Source organism: Bradyrhizobium sp. G127 (genome assembly GCF_021502575.1).
Taxonomy (GTDB): domain Bacteria; phylum Pseudomonadota; class Alphaproteobacteria; order Rhizobiales; family Xanthobacteraceae; genus Afipia.
Genome location: NZ_JAKFGN010000001.1, coordinates 134,647 through 150,057, shown reverse-complemented (window position 1 = coordinate 150,057; position 15,411 = coordinate 134,647). Strand labels below are relative to the sequence as shown.

General features: G+C 59.6%; 18 protein-coding genes. 11 read left to right on the top strand and 7 right to left on the bottom strand.

Going from position 1 to position 15,411, the window contains the following annotated elements; translation table 11 throughout:
* Window positions 1-122: 122 nt before the first annotated feature.
* From LVY71_RS00760 to hemJ, 3 genes are all read right to left on the bottom strand, one after another.
* The gene (locus LVY71_RS00760) at window positions 123-791 is read right to left on the bottom strand and encodes a GNAT family N-acetyltransferase (RefSeq protein ID WP_502797567.1); all 669 of its coding nucleotides are present in this window, start codon (window positions 789-791) and stop codon (window positions 123-125) included.
* A 201-nt stretch (window positions 792-992) separates the two neighbouring features.
* Window positions 993-2,258, bottom strand: coding sequence for a transcription termination factor Rho (rho, locus tag LVY71_RS00755; protein WP_019199248.1), 1,266 nt, complete (start codon window positions 2,256-2,258; stop codon window positions 993-995).
* Window positions 2,259-2,548: 290 nt separating this feature from the next.
* A complete protein-coding gene (gene hemJ / locus LVY71_RS00750; protein ID WP_235099977.1) occupies window positions 2,549-2,971 on the bottom strand; it encodes a protoporphyrinogen oxidase HemJ in 423 nt (140 codons plus the stop codon).
* A gap of 521 nt (window positions 2,972-3,492) precedes the next feature.
* Here hemJ and LVY71_RS00745 point away from each other — a divergent pair.
* The 4 genes from LVY71_RS00745 to dnaQ are packed head-to-tail and all read left to right on the top strand — an operon-like array spanning window position 3,493 to window position 6,274.
* Entirely contained in the window at window positions 3,493-4,326 is an 834-nt protein-coding gene (locus LVY71_RS00745; protein ID WP_235097299.1) for a pyruvate, water dikinase regulatory protein, read from the top strand.
* A gap of 4 nt (window positions 4,327-4,330) precedes the next feature.
* On the top strand, window positions 4,331-4,939 hold the full coding sequence (locus tag LVY71_RS00740; RefSeq protein WP_235099976.1) for a Maf family protein: 609 nt from the start codon (window positions 4,331-4,333) through the stop codon (window positions 4,937-4,939).
* A gap of 14 nt (window positions 4,940-4,953) precedes the next feature.
* On the top strand, window positions 4,954-5,553 hold the full coding sequence (gene coaE, locus LVY71_RS00735) for a dephospho-CoA kinase (RefSeq protein ID WP_235097298.1): 600 nt from the start codon (window positions 4,954-4,956) through the stop codon (window positions 5,551-5,553).
* Window positions 5,525-6,274 carry a DNA polymerase III subunit epsilon gene (dnaQ, locus tag LVY71_RS00730; RefSeq protein WP_283842493.1) on the top strand — a complete coding sequence of 250 codons (750 nt, stop codon included), beginning with the start codon at window positions 5,525-5,527 and terminating at the stop codon, window positions 6,272-6,274. The genes coaE and dnaQ overlap by 29 nt, the downstream gene beginning before the upstream one ends.
* A gap of 6 nt (window positions 6,275-6,280) precedes the next feature.
* Here the strand turns inward: dnaQ and secB are convergent, their stop codons facing one another.
* A complete protein-coding gene (secB, locus tag LVY71_RS00725) occupies window positions 6,281-6,757 on the bottom strand; it encodes a protein-export chaperone SecB (RefSeq protein WP_235097296.1) in 477 nt (158 codons plus the stop codon).
* A 424-nt stretch (window positions 6,758-7,181) separates the two neighbouring features.
* Here secB and LVY71_RS00720 point away from each other — a divergent pair, with 424 nt between their 5' ends.
* From LVY71_RS00720 to LVY71_RS00710, 3 genes are read left to right on the top strand one after another with little or no spacing between them, the layout of a single operon-like run.
* Window positions 7,182-7,883, top strand: a complete 702-nt coding sequence (locus tag LVY71_RS00720) for a Tim44/TimA family putative adaptor protein (protein WP_235097295.1) — start codon at window positions 7,182-7,184, stop codon at window positions 7,881-7,883.
* The gene (mltA, locus tag LVY71_RS00715; protein WP_235099975.1) at window positions 7,861-9,549 is read left to right on the top strand and encodes a murein transglycosylase A; all 1,689 of its coding nucleotides are present in this window, start codon (window positions 7,861-7,863) and stop codon (window positions 9,547-9,549) included. The genes LVY71_RS00720 and mltA overlap by 23 nt, the downstream gene beginning before the upstream one ends.
* A complete protein-coding gene (locus LVY71_RS00710) occupies window positions 9,546-10,130 on the top strand; it encodes a Smr/MutS family protein (RefSeq protein WP_235097294.1) in 585 nt (194 codons plus the stop codon). Before mltA ends, LVY71_RS00710 begins: the two co-directional genes overlap by 4 nt.
* A 3-nt stretch (window positions 10,131-10,133) precedes the next feature.
* Here the strand turns inward: LVY71_RS00710 and hslU are convergent, their stop codons facing one another.
* From hslU to hslV, 3 genes are read right to left on the bottom strand one after another with little or no spacing between them, the layout of a single operon-like run.
* Complete coding sequence (gene hslU, locus LVY71_RS00705; RefSeq protein WP_235097293.1) at window positions 10,134-11,435, bottom strand: ATP-dependent protease ATPase subunit HslU; 1,302 nt, start codon at window positions 11,433-11,435, stop codon at window positions 10,134-10,136.
* A gap of 40 nt (window positions 11,436-11,475) precedes the next feature.
* The gene (locus LVY71_RS00700; RefSeq protein ID WP_235099974.1) at window positions 11,476-12,063 is read right to left on the bottom strand and encodes a DUF2585 domain-containing protein; all 588 of its coding nucleotides are present in this window, start codon (window positions 12,061-12,063) and stop codon (window positions 11,476-11,478) included.
* An 8-nt stretch (window positions 12,064-12,071) separates the two neighbouring features.
* Complete coding sequence (hslV, locus tag LVY71_RS00695) at window positions 12,072-12,635, bottom strand: ATP-dependent protease subunit HslV (RefSeq protein ID WP_235097292.1); 564 nt, start codon at window positions 12,633-12,635, stop codon at window positions 12,072-12,074.
* 190 nt (window positions 12,636-12,825) lie between these two features.
* Here hslV and hisB point away from each other — a divergent pair, with 190 nt between their 5' ends.
* The 4 genes from hisB to hisA all read left to right on the top strand — a co-directional run bounded on the left by hisB (window position 12,826) and on the right by hisA (window position 15,408).
* Complete coding sequence (gene hisB, locus LVY71_RS00690) at window positions 12,826-13,419, top strand: imidazoleglycerol-phosphate dehydratase HisB (protein ID WP_235097291.1); 594 nt, start codon at window positions 12,826-12,828, stop codon at window positions 13,417-13,419.
* Between the two features lie 101 nt (window positions 13,420-13,520).
* On the top strand, window positions 13,521-14,024 hold the full coding sequence (locus LVY71_RS00685; protein ID WP_235097290.1) for a DUF2628 domain-containing protein: 504 nt from the start codon (window positions 13,521-13,523) through the stop codon (window positions 14,022-14,024).
* Window positions 14,021-14,671 (top strand): imidazole glycerol phosphate synthase subunit HisH, encoded by a 651-nt coding sequence (hisH, locus tag LVY71_RS00680; protein ID WP_235097289.1) that lies wholly within the window; start codon window positions 14,021-14,023, stop codon window positions 14,669-14,671. The genes LVY71_RS00685 and hisH overlap by 4 nt, the downstream gene beginning before the upstream one ends.
* Complete coding sequence (gene hisA, locus LVY71_RS00675; RefSeq protein WP_235097288.1) at window positions 14,668-15,408, top strand: 1-(5-phosphoribosyl)-5-[(5-phosphoribosylamino)methylideneamino]imidazole-4-carboxamide isomerase; 741 nt, start codon at window positions 14,668-14,670, stop codon at window positions 15,406-15,408. The genes hisH and hisA overlap by 4 nt, the downstream gene beginning before the upstream one ends.
* The last annotated feature ends 3 nt before the right edge of the window (window positions 15,409-15,411 follow it).

The window sequence follows — 15,411 nt, the reverse complement described above, 5'->3', positions numbered from 1 at the left end:
TCGGACACATCTGCAGCAGGCAATCAAATTCCCCACAAGCGTCCGAGACCATATTGCTGCGTTGCAGCATTACTGCAACATGGACCGCAGCAAGGCATTGGTGCAATGCACTATAAATAAGATTAGCGAGCCTTGGCGATCATGTCCGACAGCGGTATCCGCTGCTGGCCATTCCGGCCAAAATTCTCTGGTGCCAGCCATTTCTCATACGCTGACTTTAGTGCCGGCCATTCGCTGTCGAGAACTGAGAACCAGGCGGTGTCCCGGTTGTGGCCTTTAACCACCATGTGGTTGCGGAAAATTCCCTCAAAGCGAAACCCGAGCCGCAGCGCCGTACGTCGTGACGGCCCATTGAACGAGTTGCACTTCCACTCGTAGCGCCGATAGCCGAGGTCGTCGAACACATGCCGCATCAACAGATACATCGCTTCTGTGGCGGCGGGCGTGCGCTTCAACGCGTCCGAATAATGGATGCTACCGATCTCGACCACGCCGTTGCCAGGATCCGGCCGCATGTAGGCGCACAAGCCGGCGGCACGTCCAGACGCGCGATCGATGATGGCGCTGTAGATGTAATCTCTGCTGTTCGCGGATTCCGTCAGCCAGTTCAGGATTCCTGCGTCATCAGCAAAAGGACCGATGAACAGATAGACCCACGACGATTCATCGGTGGTCCTGAACGCGGCGACGAGATCGTCACCATGACGTTCGATGTTCAACGGCTCGATGCGACAATACCGGCCATCGATGGTGACAGGTTGCGGCGACGGGCGACGCGTCCAGTCGGGCAGGGGTACGCCCTGCGGAAGACGAGAATCCGATGACAAGAAAACCTCCCACGCTGCCGCGTCTTGTGCCGGCGCGGAGCTGCGCAATCATCCTGACGAGATATGTCAAAAATGCAAATGCCCGGCATCGACACGAAGACCTGCTTCGTATTGATGGCCGGGCATAGCAAACAAACTGACCGTCGTACCGGTCAGACAATCATATCAGGTATTCATCGACTCGAAGAACTCCGCATTGTTCTTGGTGTTGCGGAGCTTGTCGAGCAGGAAGTCGATGGCGTCCATGGTGCCCATCGGATTGAGAATCCGGCGCAGCACGTACATCTTCTTGAGCAACTGCGGATCGGTGATGAGCTCTTCCTTGCGCGTGCCGGAACGCGAGATGTCGATCGCCGGGAAGGTCCTCTTGTCCGAGACCTTGCGGTCGAGAATGAGTTCGGAGTTACCGGTGCCCTTGAATTCTTCGAAGATGACTTCGTCCATGCGGCTGCCGGTATCCACCAGCGCGGTCGCGATGATGGTGAGCGAACCGCCTTCTTCGATGTTACGCGCAGCACCGAAGAAACGCTTGGGGCGCTGCAGCGCGTTGGCGTCGACACCGCCGGTAAGAACCTTGCCGGAGCTAGGAACAACGGTGTTGTAGGCGCGTCCAAGGCGCGTGATCGAATCGAGCAGGATCACCACGTCGCGGCCGTGCTCGACCAGGCGCTTGGCCTTCTCGATCACCATTTCCGCGACCTGAACGTGACGCACCGCCGGCTCATCGAAGGTCGAAGATACAACCTCGCCCTTCACCGAGCGCTGCATGTCGGTGACTTCTTCCGGACGTTCGTCGATCAGAAGAACGATTAGATAGCATTCTGGATGATTGGCCGTGATCGAGTGCGCGATGTTCTGCATCAGCACCGTCTTGCCAGTGCGGGGAGGAGCGACGATCAGCGCGCGCTGGCCCTTGCCGATCGGCGCAACGATATCGATGACCCGTGCCGACAAATCCTTACGCGTCGGATCATCAAGCTCGAGCCGGAAACGTTCGTCCGGAAACAGCGGGGTCAGGTTGTCGAAATTGACCTTGTGCTTGGACTTCTCGGGATCCTCGAAGTTCAGCGTGTTGACCTTGAGCAGCGCGAAGTAGCGTTCGCCTTCCTTAGGGCTGCGGATATGGCCCTCGATAGTGTCGCCGGTCCGAAGTCCGAAACGCCGGATCTGGGATGGTGAAACGTAGATATCGTCAGGACCCGGCAGATAGTTGGCATCCCATGAGCGCAGAAAGCCGAAGCCGTCGGAGAGAACCTCGACGACGCCTTCACCGATGATGTCGGTTTCCTGGATCGCAAGCTGCTTGAGAATGGCGAACATCAGTTCCTGCTTGCGCATGGTGCTGGCGTTTTCGACCCCAAGCTCTTCGGCAAACGAGACAAGCTCCGCCGGAGTTTTGGTCTTGAGGTCTTGTAGTTTGATTTCCCGCATTGGGGTTGTCCTGTGGAGAATATGAAGAAAAGGGAGGGGAGGAGGAGCGAGAGGTTCAGCCTGCTGACGACAAACGGACTACAAAAGCGATCAGAAGTCCGCAGGTCTCAAGTATGGAAGTCTTGAGCGAGGAAGGTGCCGGGAGGCTTCGAACCTGACATGGTGGCCGGTCCAACAATGAGACCGGGACTCAACCACATCCGCCTGCGTTCGGTGGGATGACACGAATATAGAAAATCAATAGGCCTTGCGCAAGAAGGTGATTAAGGCGCGGAAACTCATTCGCCCGGCTAAAATGGCTTAACGATCACCAGAATAACGATACCGACCATCAAAACGGTCGGTACCTCATTGAGAATACGATAGAATTTTTGACTTCGCATATTCCTATCGAGCGCAAAGTCGCGCACGCGGCCTGTGAAAAAGCCGTGAACCCCCGACAAAATCAGCACCAGCAGGAATTTGAGGTGAAACCAGCCCGAAACATACCATCCGCCCTGCCAGGCAAGCCACAACCCCGCCAGCCACGTTACGATCATGGCAGGATTGATAATCGCCTTGAGCAGCCGGCGCTCCATCACCTTGAAGGTATCGGATTGCGCGGAGCCAATTTCAGCATCGCAGTGATAAACGAACAGCCGCGGCAGATAGAGCATGCCCGCCATCCATGAGATGACGGCAATCACATGCAGCGCTTTGATCCATTCGTACATAGCGTTTTTTCTTTTTCCGATTCCTCGGTGATTTGAAACGACCTCTGCAATTGGATCGGAGGAACTTTTCGTTGCCGAGTCTGTTGAGCAGCATCGATAGATGACGTGAGACAAGGCTTGTCCGCAAGCACGACTTTCTTAAAGAATCCTTTTTAGATTCTTAGGTTAGAGTCAGTGTAGCAGTGATTAGCGCCCGAGCATTTCTCTCCCGTGATTGTCCAGTGTTCATCCACATGCCGTCGGCTTATACCCGCTAATGAGGGATGCAGGAGCGCGGTGAAATAGGCAGATGGTTTCAAGTGTTTGCCTGATACTGGGCCGCCATTATCCCAAGACAAATCCACACAGGCCCGCTACGATCAGATCAGGGGCCGGATTTCATCCCGAAATCAGCCCTGTGAATTGATAGGCGAGTTATCCCGGATGAGGTCGTCCGGCGCGCGATTGAGGCCGAAATGCCCACAGCAACTCACATCGATCCACAGCAGCTAGGCTGATAAAACGGGACTCGAAACCACAGAATGCCGACCTCCCGCAGCTATTTTCATCTTCACATGATCTCCGATTCGACCGGTGAGACGCTCATCACTGTCGCGCGGGCGGTGGCTGCGCAATACTCCAACGTATCGCCGGTCGAGCACGTCTATCCGCTGGTACGCAGCCAGAAGCAGCTCGATCGTGTGCTGGCCGAGATCGAGGAGGCTCCCGGCATCGTCCTGTTCACGCTGCTGGAAAAGGACCTGGTGGAGCGGCTGGAAGCGAAGTGCCAGGAAATCAACATTCCCAGCCTGTCGATTATCGGCCCCGTCATGCAGTTGTTTCAGGCGTATCTTGGCACCGAGACTTCGCGCCGCGTCGGCGCGCAGCACACCCTTAACACCGAATATTTCAAGCGCATTGATGCGCTGAATTACTCGATGATGCATGACGACGGGCAGCATGTCGAAGGACTGGAGGAAGCCGACGTGGTTCTCGTCGGCGTCTCACGGACATCCAAAACGCCGACTTCGATCTATCTTGCCAACCGCGGCGTGCGCACAGCTAACGTGCCGCTGGTTCCTGGCATTCCAATTCCGCACCAGCTTGAAACCCTGAAGAAACCGCTGGTTGTCAGCCTTCATGCCACACCGGAGCGTTTGATCCAGGTCAGGCAAAACCGGCTACTGGGTATTGGCGCAAAAACCGGCGACGATTCTTACATCGATCGGCAAGCTGTGGCTGATGAGGTTGCGTTCTCGCGCAAGCTGAGTGCGAAATACGATTGGCCGCTGCTTGACGTCACACGCCGTTCGATCGAGGAAACGGCGGCGGCGATTATGAAACTCTATGCCGATCGCCAGCGTCAGAAAACGTGAACTCATGACGCTGTGGCTTGAACGGCAACCGTTGATTCTTGCTTCGCAAAGCGCTGTGCGCCGCAGCCTGCTTGTGAATGCCGGGATCGCTGTCGAGACCATTCCGGCGGACATCGATGAGCGCGCCATCCAGCAACGTTCGGGGCTCGTAGATCCCGGCGAGATCGCTACTCTTCTTGCGGGCGAGAAAGCAAAGTTCGTTTCCGCACAACACCCCGGTCGCTATGTTATCGGCGCCGATCAGACCCTTGCACTCGGCGAGCGGCTTTTCAGCAAACCTGCGGATTTGGCGGCGGCGGCAGCGCAAATCGGCCAGTTGGCCGGGCAAACCCACGCGTTGCATAGCGCGGTCAGTGTAACGCTGGACGGTAGTTTGCTGTTTTCTTACGTCAGCGTTGCCCGCATGACCATGCGATCTCTCACTAGCAACGAGATCGCCGCCTATATCAACGAGGCTGGCGATGCTGTGACCGCCAGTGTCGGTGCGTATCAACTGGAAAAGACCGGCGCGCATCTTTTCGAGCGCATTGATGGCGACCATTTTACAATTCTGGGATTGCCGCTGTTGCCACTGTTTGGTTTTCTGCGCAGCCGCAAGCTGCTGGCTGTATGACGAGAGAAGTGCAGATGTTGTTGCTGGGTTTGACGGGCTCGATCGGAATGGGGAAATCGACCACCGCCAAGTTGTTCGAGGAAGCTGGCGTTCCGGTCTATGATGCGGATGCAACGGTTCACAAGGTCTATGAAGGCGAGGCGGTACCGGCGGTCGAGGCGGCGTTTCCCGGCAGCACCGTCAACGGCAAGGTGGATCGGCAAAAGCTGTCCGCGATGGTGGTCAACAATCCGGAGGCGATGAAGCGGCTTGAGACCATCGTGCATCCGATGTTGCGCAGCCATCAGTTGAAGTTCCTCAGCGACGCGGAAAAATCCGGCGCGCCGGTGGCCGTGCTCGATGTGCCTCTGTTGTATGAAACCGGCGGTGAAAGCCGGGTCGATGCGGTGGTGGTAGTGACGACCGCGCCCGACGTTCAGCGTGAGCGCATTCTGGCGCGGGACAATATGACTGCTGACAAGCTGGAGGCGATCCTGGCCCGGCAGCTTCCGGACGCGGAAAAACGCAAGCGCGCGGATTTTATCGTGGACACGTCCCACGGACTGGAGCCGGTACGGCAGCGCATACGTGAAATCCTGCTCGAAGTTGTTAAAATGCCGAAACGGCGAAGCTGATTCGTACAACCGGTTCCATCAAGCCATGCGTGAAATCGTTCTCGATACCGAAACCACCGGCCTCGATCCGCTCCGTGGCGATCGTCTGGTCGAGATCGGTTGCGTCGAGATGGTCAATCGCATGCCGACCGGGCAAACGTTTCACGTCTATCTCAATCCCGAGCGCGACATGCCGCAGGAAGCCTTTGCGGTCCACGGCCTGTCTTCCGAATTTCTGTCGGACAAGCCTCTGTTCGTGGCTGTCGTGGAAGATTTTCTGACGTTCATCGGCGACGCACCGCTGATCATCCACAATGCGATGTTCGATATCGGTTTCATCAATGCCGAACTCGACCGGATCAAGCGCGTGGCAATTCCGCGCGATCGCCTAGTAGACACCCTGACGCTGGCGCGCCGCAAGCATCCGGGCGTGTCGAACCGGCTCGACGACCTGTGTTCGCGTTACGCGATCGATAATTCCCGCCGCACCAAGCATGGCGCGCTGCTCGACGCCGAATTGCTGGCGGAGGTTTATATCGACCTGATCGGCGCGCGGCAGTCACAACTTATTCTGACCGAAACGCGCGTCTCGTTCAGCACCGGACAGGTCGATGCGCCCCGTCGGCAGCGGGAAACGCCGCTGGCGTCGCGCGTCAGCGAGGCCGACGCCGCTGCGCATGCGGCGTTCGTCGCCACGCTCGGCGGCACTCCGCTCTGGAACGAGTTTTCGAAAGACTCGTAAGGAAGATCAGCTCGGTTTGATCTGCTCAGCCTGCCGCGCCATGTTCTGGCGATAGAGGCCGACGAAATCCACCGGATCCAGCATCAGCGGCGGGAAGCCGCCATTGCGTACGGCCGACGCCACGATTTCGCGGGCGAACGGAAACAGCAGCCGCGGGCATTCGATCATGATGAACGGATGCAGGCTCTCCTGCGGCACATTCAGAATGCGGAAGACGCCAGCATAAACCAGCTCGAAGCCGAATAGCAGGAGGCTCTCGTTTTCAGCCTTGCCCTCTATTGTCAGCGCGACTTCGAAGTCGCTTTCGGCAATGGCGGTGGCGGTCACGTTGATCTGGATATTGATCTGCGGTTGCTGTTCCTGCGTCGTGAGCGAATTCGGCGAATTCGGATTCTCGAACGAGAAATCCTTAATGTACTGCGCCAGGATATTGAGCTGGGGCGGAGCGTTATTCTCGAGAGGAGCGCCATTGCCGTTGGTCATGAATTGATCTCTCCGAGAATGTGGATATGGGGGTCGCTAATCGAGCGCCCCGGTCGGGATTGGCCTGCCAAAAGCGCGACAGCGGCCGTCAGGTTTGCCTCCGGAACGGGCGCGCGCCCTTGTCGGGGCGAGTGGCTATCATAGCCTTGCCTCATTCGACAAGGACGATGGCCTTATTCTGCTGCGTTTCGGTTGGCCGTAACCACTGGATCGGGTAGAATTAACCTAAATGGCTGCCGCGAATGCCCGGAAACTTCGGTTTTGGGTCTTTCGGGAGTGCCGGGACTGATGCGACACATAGCGACATACAGCGGTGTTGGCCGGACAGGGTTTCGTGCCTACATGGTAGTGACGAACGCCCGAGACGTCCCTTTTCGAGCCGGGATGTTTTTCGAGGCAGCGCCGATCAGAAAGTGAATGCGACGTGGATATTTATACAATCATTTTTCTGGCACTGGCCGTCTTCATTTTCCTGCGGCTCCGCAGTGTGCTGGGACAACGCACCGGCGATGAACGGCCACCGTTCGATCGCGCGGCGCGCGATGTTTTGAGGGGCGCGCCTGACAACGTGGTGCCGATGCCGGGCAAGACCATCGACCAGACCCCGCTGGCGCCGTCGGCAGAGCCGGCGGTTGTCCCTGACCGCTGGAAGGGTATCGCGGAACCCGGCTCCACGCTGGCGCGCGGACTGGACCAGATCGCCGTTACCGATCCGTCGTTCGACGCGCAGCATTTTATTTCCGGAGCCAAGAGCGCCTATGAAATGATCGTGCTGGCTTTTGCCAACGGCGAGCGCCGCGCGCTGAAGGATCTGTTGTCGTCCGAGGTTTACGAAGGATTCGAAACCGCGATCAAGGAACGCGAACAGCGCGGAGAAAAAGTCGAGACTCGTTTCGCATCGATCGACAAGGCCGAGATCGTCAACGCTGAAACGCGGGACCGCACCGCGCAGATCACCGTCCGCTTTGTGTCGCAGATGATCTCAGTGACGCGCGACAAGGCTGGCACCGTCGTCGATGGCAACCCGGAAAAGCTCACCGATGTCACAGATGTCTGGACGTTCGCCCGTGACATCACTTCGCGCGATCCAAACTGGAAGCTGGTTGGGACCGAAAGCGGACAGTAACAACAACTCGTCCGGAGCGGACGTGCCGCGCCTCGGAGCGTGGCTCGCCGCCGGAGCAGCCGGGCTGCTAGCAACAGCCGTTCTTCCCATTGCGGATGCCAATGCTCGAGACAGTCACGCCAGAGCTGCGCATCATGACGGCGTTCATCATCACGAAATTCATAGGCGCGGGCCAGTTGTGTGGCCGCTGCAAATTCCCGAAAGCCAGTATGCGCCACTGACCTGGAGTGCCGTCGCGGGCTGGGCCGACGATGATCCGCTGCCGGCCTTTAAGACCTTCCGCGCAAGCTGCAAGCCGATCGCCGCGCAGAAGGCTCCGCTCGCGGACAGCAAGGCGCTCGGCACCTCGCTGCGCGAACCTTGCATCGCGGCGCGCTCCGAAGATATTTCCGATAGCTTCAAGGCGCGGGAATTCTTCGAGAAAAACTTCATTCCGCTGCAAATTTCCCGTGTCGGTGAAGAGGCGGGTTTTGTCACCGGCTACTACGAGCCGATTGTTGACGGCTCGCGGATTCAAACAGATGTTTACACCGTTCCGGTCTACCGGCGGCCATCCAATCTGTTTGTGCGCGGTTACTCGCAGGCCAATGCGAGCATGCCCAACAAGGGTCAGGTGTTTCGCAAGATCGGCCGGCGCAAGCTGGTGCCGTACTACGATCGCGGCGAGATCGAGGATGGTAAGATCGCGGGACGGGGGCTTGAGGTGGTCTGGCTGAAAAGCCAGACGGACTTGCTGTTCATCCAAATCCAGGGGTCTGCGCGGATTCGTCTCGAAGACGGATCGATCGTGCGCATCAACTATGACGCTCACAACGGCTATCCCTACACCCCGGTGGGCCGCGTCCTGATCGAACGCAACATCATTCCCAAAGACCAGATGTCGATGCAGAAGATTCGCGAATACATGGAGCAAAGTCCGGAGGCTGCGAAAGAGCTGCGCCGCCAGAACCGCTCCTATGTTTTCTTCCGCGAGGTCTCGCTGTCCGCGACCGATGAAGCAGTTGGTGCGCAGGGTGTGCCGCTGACTGCGGGGCGCTCGATTGCAGTCGATAAATCATTGCATGTCTACGGCACGCCGTTCTTCATCGAAGGCAATTTGCCGATTGAGTCGGATGTCTCGAATACGCCGTTTCGCCGCCTGATGGTTGCACAGGACACCGGCTCGGCAATCATCGGCCCCGCGCGCGCGGACATCTACTTCGGCGCGGGCGCGGACGCCGGCCGTGTCGCGGGCCGGCTAAAAAATCCTGCGCGCTTTGTGATGCTGCTGCCGAAAAGCCTCGATCCGACCGAGCGTGGCAAGACCATGCCGCTGCCGGAGGATCGCCCGTCGGCCATCATTGCAAAGCTGTTTCCGCCGAAGGAGGCGGCCAGGGAGGTTACAAAGGAAGCGACCAAAGAAAACACGAAGGATGCTGCGAAGGAGCCACCCAAAGACGCGCCTATCAATCAGTCCAGGGACCAGCAAAAGGATCAGCCCGCTGCTGCGCCGATGCCTGCCGCGCCGTCGACGGCTCCTGTTGCTGCCGCTCCCACTCAGGCCCCGGTGGTGCCGTTGCCCGAAGCTCGCCCAAAAGCCGCGCCGGACGCGGTTTCAGCAGTCAGGGTGAAACCAGAAACTCCACGCAGGTCGCGGCACCATCGCCGCGTGCGTTATCGCCGATGAAGCGTCCGCCGGTCCTCGATCCACCGCAGGTAACGCGCCGCAAGCGTGCGCTCAGCCGCGAAGAGCTTGAGCTGTGGGAAAACGTCACGAAGCAGGCCAGGCCGCTGCGCAGGAGGCCGCGCGCAGACAAGATTTCCGTCGAGGCGGCCGAGCCGCGACCGGTCGAGGGGAAGCCCGCGCCCGCATTGAAATCTTCTGTCCCGAGCCGGAAAATTCCGGTCGCGCCCCCGGCACCGCCGCCGCTTGCTCCGCTGGGACGCCGCGAACGTTCGCAATTGTCTCGTGGCCGGAAGGACATCGATGCACGGCTCGACCTCCACGGCATGACGCAGACCAAGGCGCATCGTGTATTGCTGAACTTTCTCCATCATGCGCACGCGAACGGCATGACGTTCGTTCTCGTCATCACCGGCAAAGGGCGCACGGTGGGGCCGGAATCCGAACGCGGCATCTTGCGGCGTCAGGTGCCGCACTGGCTCAGCCTGCCGGAATTCCGCAGCTTCGTGGTCGGCTTCGAGGAAGCCCATATCGGCCACGGCGGCGGGGGCGCGCTTTATGTGCGGGTGCGGCGGGCGCGGTAGTTCTTACAAAATAAAACGGCTGAGATCCGCGTTCTTCGCCAGATCGCCGACATGCTTCTTCACATAGTCTGCGTCGATGCGGATGGTCTCGCCATTGCGGTCAGGGGCGACGAAGGAAATTTCATCCAGCACCCGCTCCATCACGGTCTGCAAGCGTCGCGCGCCGATGTTTTCGATGGTCGAGTTCACCGCAACCGCGACATCCGCCAGCGCGTCGATGGCATCATCGGTGATATCGAGGGTGACGCCTTCGGTTTGCATCAAGGCGACATATTGCTTGATGAGCGAGGCTTCGGGTTCAGTCAGAATGCGGCGCATATCGTCGCGCGTCAGCGCCTGCAGTTCGACACGGATCGGCAGACGGCCCTGCAGCTCGGGCAGCAGGTCCGACGGTTTGGCGATGTGGAACGCGCCCGATGCAATGAACAGGATATGGTCGGTCTTCACTGCACCGTGTTTGGTGGACACTGTGGTGCCCTCGATCAGAGGCAACAGGTCGCGCTGCACGCCCTCGCGCGAGACGTCGCCGGTTCGCGCGCCATCGCGCACACAGATCTTGTCGATCTCGTCGAGGAAAACGATGCCGTTGTTTTCCACCGCCTGAATGGCTTCCTGCGTCAGTTGCTCGCTGTCGAGCAGCTTGTCGCTTTCTTCATTGACGAGGATTTCGTGCGAGTCCGCCACGCTGAGCCGCCGCGTCCGGGTGCGGCCGCCCATCTTGCCGAAGATGTCGCCGATATTGATGGCGCCAATCTGCGCGCCGGGCATGCCCGGAATCTCGAACATCGGCCCGCCGCCTGACGATTGCGTTTCGACCTCGATCTCCTTGTCGTTCAGCTCTCCGGCGCGCAATTTCCTCCGGAAGGAATCGCGCGTTGCAGCACTGGAGTTGGGACCGACAAGCGCATCGAGCACGCGCTCTTCCGCGGCCAATTGCGCCTTGGCCTGTACGTCCTTGCGCTTACGTTCTCGGGTCTGAAGGATGGCGACTTCGACCAGATCGCGGACGATCTGCTCGACGTCGCGGCCGACATAGCCGACCTCGGTGAACTTCGTGGCTTCGACCTTGATAAAGGGCGCGGCCGCCAGCCGCGCCAGCCGTCGCGCGATCTCGGTCTTGCCGACGCCGGTAGGTCCGATCATCAGGATATTTTTCGGCAGCACCTCTTCGCGCAGCGAGCCGGTCAGTTGCTGGCGCCGCCAGCGGTTGCGCAGGGCGATAGAGACTGCGCGCTTGGCGTCGGACTGGCCGACGATGAAGCGGTCGAGTTCGGAAACGATTTCGCGGGGAGAAAAGTCGGTCATGATATCTTTAGCTAGGTTGGATGGCTGGATTCGCAAGCGACTAGATGATTGGCGGTCCGCCCTGCCATTGCCGTATCGCATCGAATGGATGGATCAGCATGATGATGTTTAGCGTCAGGTTGTCGCGGATGTGCAGGCCGACCGCAATCTCGAACATGATCGCGACGGCAACCGTTGCTGCAACTGGCAGGTTGCGCGCGGCGATGAAGCCGAGAATCATCGCCAGCGTATCCGATACCGAATTGACGATGCTGTCGCCGTAATAGTCGAGCGAGATCGTGCCGGCGCGGTATCGCTCGATGATGATGGGCGAATTTTCCAGCAGTTCCCATCCGCCTTCGATCGCCATCGCAATCAACAGCCGTGCGATCCAAGATGCCTTCGGCAGCAACAGCCAGGTCAGCGCATAGAACAGAAAGCCATGGATGATGTGCGAGAAGGTGTACCAGTCGGCGATGTGCTGCGAGTTCTCTGAACTCAGCACAACTCCGTGCCACACTTTGACATATCCGCAGGCGCAGATCGGCACCCGGCCCATCGCATAGAGCGCCGCGGCCTGCAGTGTGAGCAGGAGGGCTGCAAGGACGAGGCCTTGCCGCGCTGTGAGTGCAGGACGCGGCAGGGCCATGTCGACGGTCATGCGCTCAGCGTCTCGATCGTGACGTTGCGGTTGGTGTAGACACAGATGTCGGCAGCGATATCGAGCGCGCGGCGCACGATGGTCTCGGCATCCTTGTCCGAATCCGCCAGCGCACGGGCGGCGGCCAAGGCGTAATTGCCGCCGGACCCGATCGCCATCACGCCGTGCTCGGGCTCCAGCACGTCGCCGGTTCCGGTGAGCACCAGCGACACCTCCTTGTTCGCTACAATCATCATGGCCTCGAGGCGCCGCAGATAACGATCCGTGCGCCAATCCTTTGCGAGTTCGACAGCGGCGCGGGTCAATTGGCCAGGATACTGCTCGAGCTTGGCTTCCAGCCGTTCGAACAGGGTGAAGGCGTCCGCAGTGGCCCCGGCGAAGCCGCCGATGACGTCATAGCCTCCTTGGCCCTTGCCGAGCCTTCGGACCTTTTTGGCGTTGGATTTGATGACCGTCTGGCCAATGGAGACTTGTCCGTCGCCGCCGATGACCACCTTGCCGCCTTTGCGGACCGTGAGAATTGTGGTCCCGTGCCAGACCTCAGGTTGTGATGCGTGCATGAATACCTCGTTGAGGCCCTGATCTAGGCACTGGTGTTCCCGGATGCAATCGGCCCCGGGCGCGGCAAATTCCGGTCACCATATCTGAAAACTCTGGCGAATTTCGCCTCATCCCGCAGTAGCGAAGGTGTCATACGCCTGTTAAAAGGGCGCACTTTCCGGGGCATTTTTCAGCGAGCGAGCACTTTTCATGCGCACCGCCACGATCAAGCGCAAGACCAAGGAAACCGACATCCAGGTGTCGGTCAATTTGGATGGTACTGGGGTCTCCGATGTCGCGACCGGCATCGGATTCTTCGACCACATGCTGGATCTGCTGGCGCGGCATTCGCGTATCGATATCACCGTCAAGGCGGTGGGCGATCTTCACGTCGATCATCACCACACCACGGAGGATGTCGGCATTGCGCTCGGCCAGGCTGTGAAGCAGGCGCTCGGCGACATGAAGGGCATCACCCGCTATGCGGGCGTCCACATGCCGATGGACGAGACGCTGTCGCGCGTCGTGATCGATATTTCGGGTCGTCCCGTACTGGTATTCAAGGTCGAGTTTCCCCGGCACAAGATCGGCGAGTTCGATACCGAACTGGTGCGCGAGTGGTTTCATGCCTTCTCGATGAACGCCGGCGTGACGTTGCATGTCGAGACGCTGTATGGCGAGAACAGCCATCACATCGCCGAGTCCTGCTTCAAGGGGCTGGCGCGCGCGCTGCGCGCTGCGGTTGCGATCGACCCGCGTACCGCGGGCGAAGTGCCGTCCACCAAGGGCCAGCTCGGCGGCTGATTTGGAGGCAGCGCATGCCGGTCATGCGCTGTCGTTCGCTTTTCAACCAGTGGTCGCAGATCGATCTATAGCTGGTTCGAACGAGGTTCCGGAGAACGATCATGGCGGTCTACACGGTTCACGCCCCGGCAAGCTATTACGCCACCGACGTTCGCACCACGCCGGACAAGCTGGTCTTCGTGCGCGATGGATTTTACTTCTGGGCGTTCGTCGCCGCCATTATCTGGCTGATCTGGCACCGGCTGTGGCTGGCGCTGCTCGGCTATCTCGTGATCTCGCTGGCTGCTGAAATCGCCATGTGGTCGTTCGGCGTGGGAGCGGGGACGCGGCTTGTGGTGATGGTTGTATTTGCGTTCCTGGTCGGGCTTGAGGCGGGATCGCTGCGCCGCTGGAAGCTGTCGCGCCGTAAGTGGCGGCAGCTCGACATTGTCGTGGCGGATTCGGAGGAGGCTGCGGAGCGGCGCTTCTTCGAGCGCTGGAATGCGAAGACAGCGCAGAACAGCGACCGCGGCACAACGGCATCGCCGCCGCCGTTACCGCGTGCGTCCATCGCGCAGCCGCAAGGCATCATCGGCCTGTTTCCCGAACCCGGAGCGCCACGTTGAGCGTTGCCATCATCGATTACGGCTCCGGCAATCTGCACTCGGCCGCGAAGGCTTTCGAGCGCGCCGCGCGCGCCATGGAGCAGCCCGAGAAAATCGTCGTGACGCGCGATCCCGATACTGTATTTCGCGCCGACCGCATCGTCCTGCCCGGCGTCGGCGCGTTCGCGGATTGCCGTAAGGGGCTCGATGCGTTGGACGGCATGGTCGATGCCATGACGGAAGCGGTGCGCGACAAGGCGCGGCCGTTCTTCGGTATCTGCGTCGGCATGCAGCTGATGGCAACGCAGGGCAAGGAATATGTCACGACGCCCGGTCTCGACTGGATCGCGGGCGATGTCGTGAAAATTTCGCCGCGCGAGGAAAACCTGAAAATACCGCACATGGGCTGGAACACGCTCGATCTGGTGCGCGAGCATCCGGTGCTGGAGCGCCTTCCGCTCGGTGACAAGGGGCGTCACGCCTATTTTGTGCACTCCTATCACCTGAGTGCCCTGAACGAGGCTGACATTGTTGCGCGCGCCGACTACGGCGGACCGGTGACAGCGATTGTTGCCAAGGATACCGCCATCGGTACACAGTTTCATCCCGAGAAGAGCCAGCGCTTCGGCCTTGCCCTGATCTCGAATTTTCTGAAGTGGAAGCCGTGATTCTCTTTCCCGCCATCGATCTGAAGAATGGCCAGTGTGTGCGTCTCGAGCAAGGCGACATGGCGCGCGCGACCGTGTTCAACCTCGATCCCGCCGCGCAAGCGAAGACGTTCGAGTCCCAGGGCTTCGAATGTCTTCATGTGGTCGATCTCGATGGTGCGTTCGCCGGCAAGCCGATGAATGCGCAGGCTGTCGAGGCGATGCTGAAAGCGGTGAAGATGCCGGTGCAACTCGGCGGCGGCATCCGCGATCTTGCCACTATCGAGGCCTGGCTCGGCAAGGGCATCCGCCGCGTCATTATCGGCACCGCGGCGGTGCGCGATCCTGCGCTGGTGAAAGAGGCTGCGAAGAAATTTCCGGGCCGGGTTGCGGTTGGTCTCGACGCGCGCGACGGCAAGGTTGCGGTAGAAGGCTGGGCGGAAACCTCTACCGTTACAGCACTGGATATTGCAAAACGCTTTGAAGACGCCGGTGTCGCCGCGATTATCTTCACCGACATCGCGCGCGATGGCTTGCTGAAAGGCCTCAACCTCGACGCCACCATTGCGCTGGCGGAAGCGATTTCGATTCCGGTGATCGCCTCGGGTGGTTTCGCCTCCATTGACGACGTGAAAGCTCTGTTGGAGCCGCGGGCCAAAAAGCTGGAAGGCGCGATCTCCGGCCGCGCGCTTTATGACGGCCGCATCGATCCGGCTGAAGCATTGGCGCTGATCCGCAACGCGCGCACAGCGGCCTGAAGG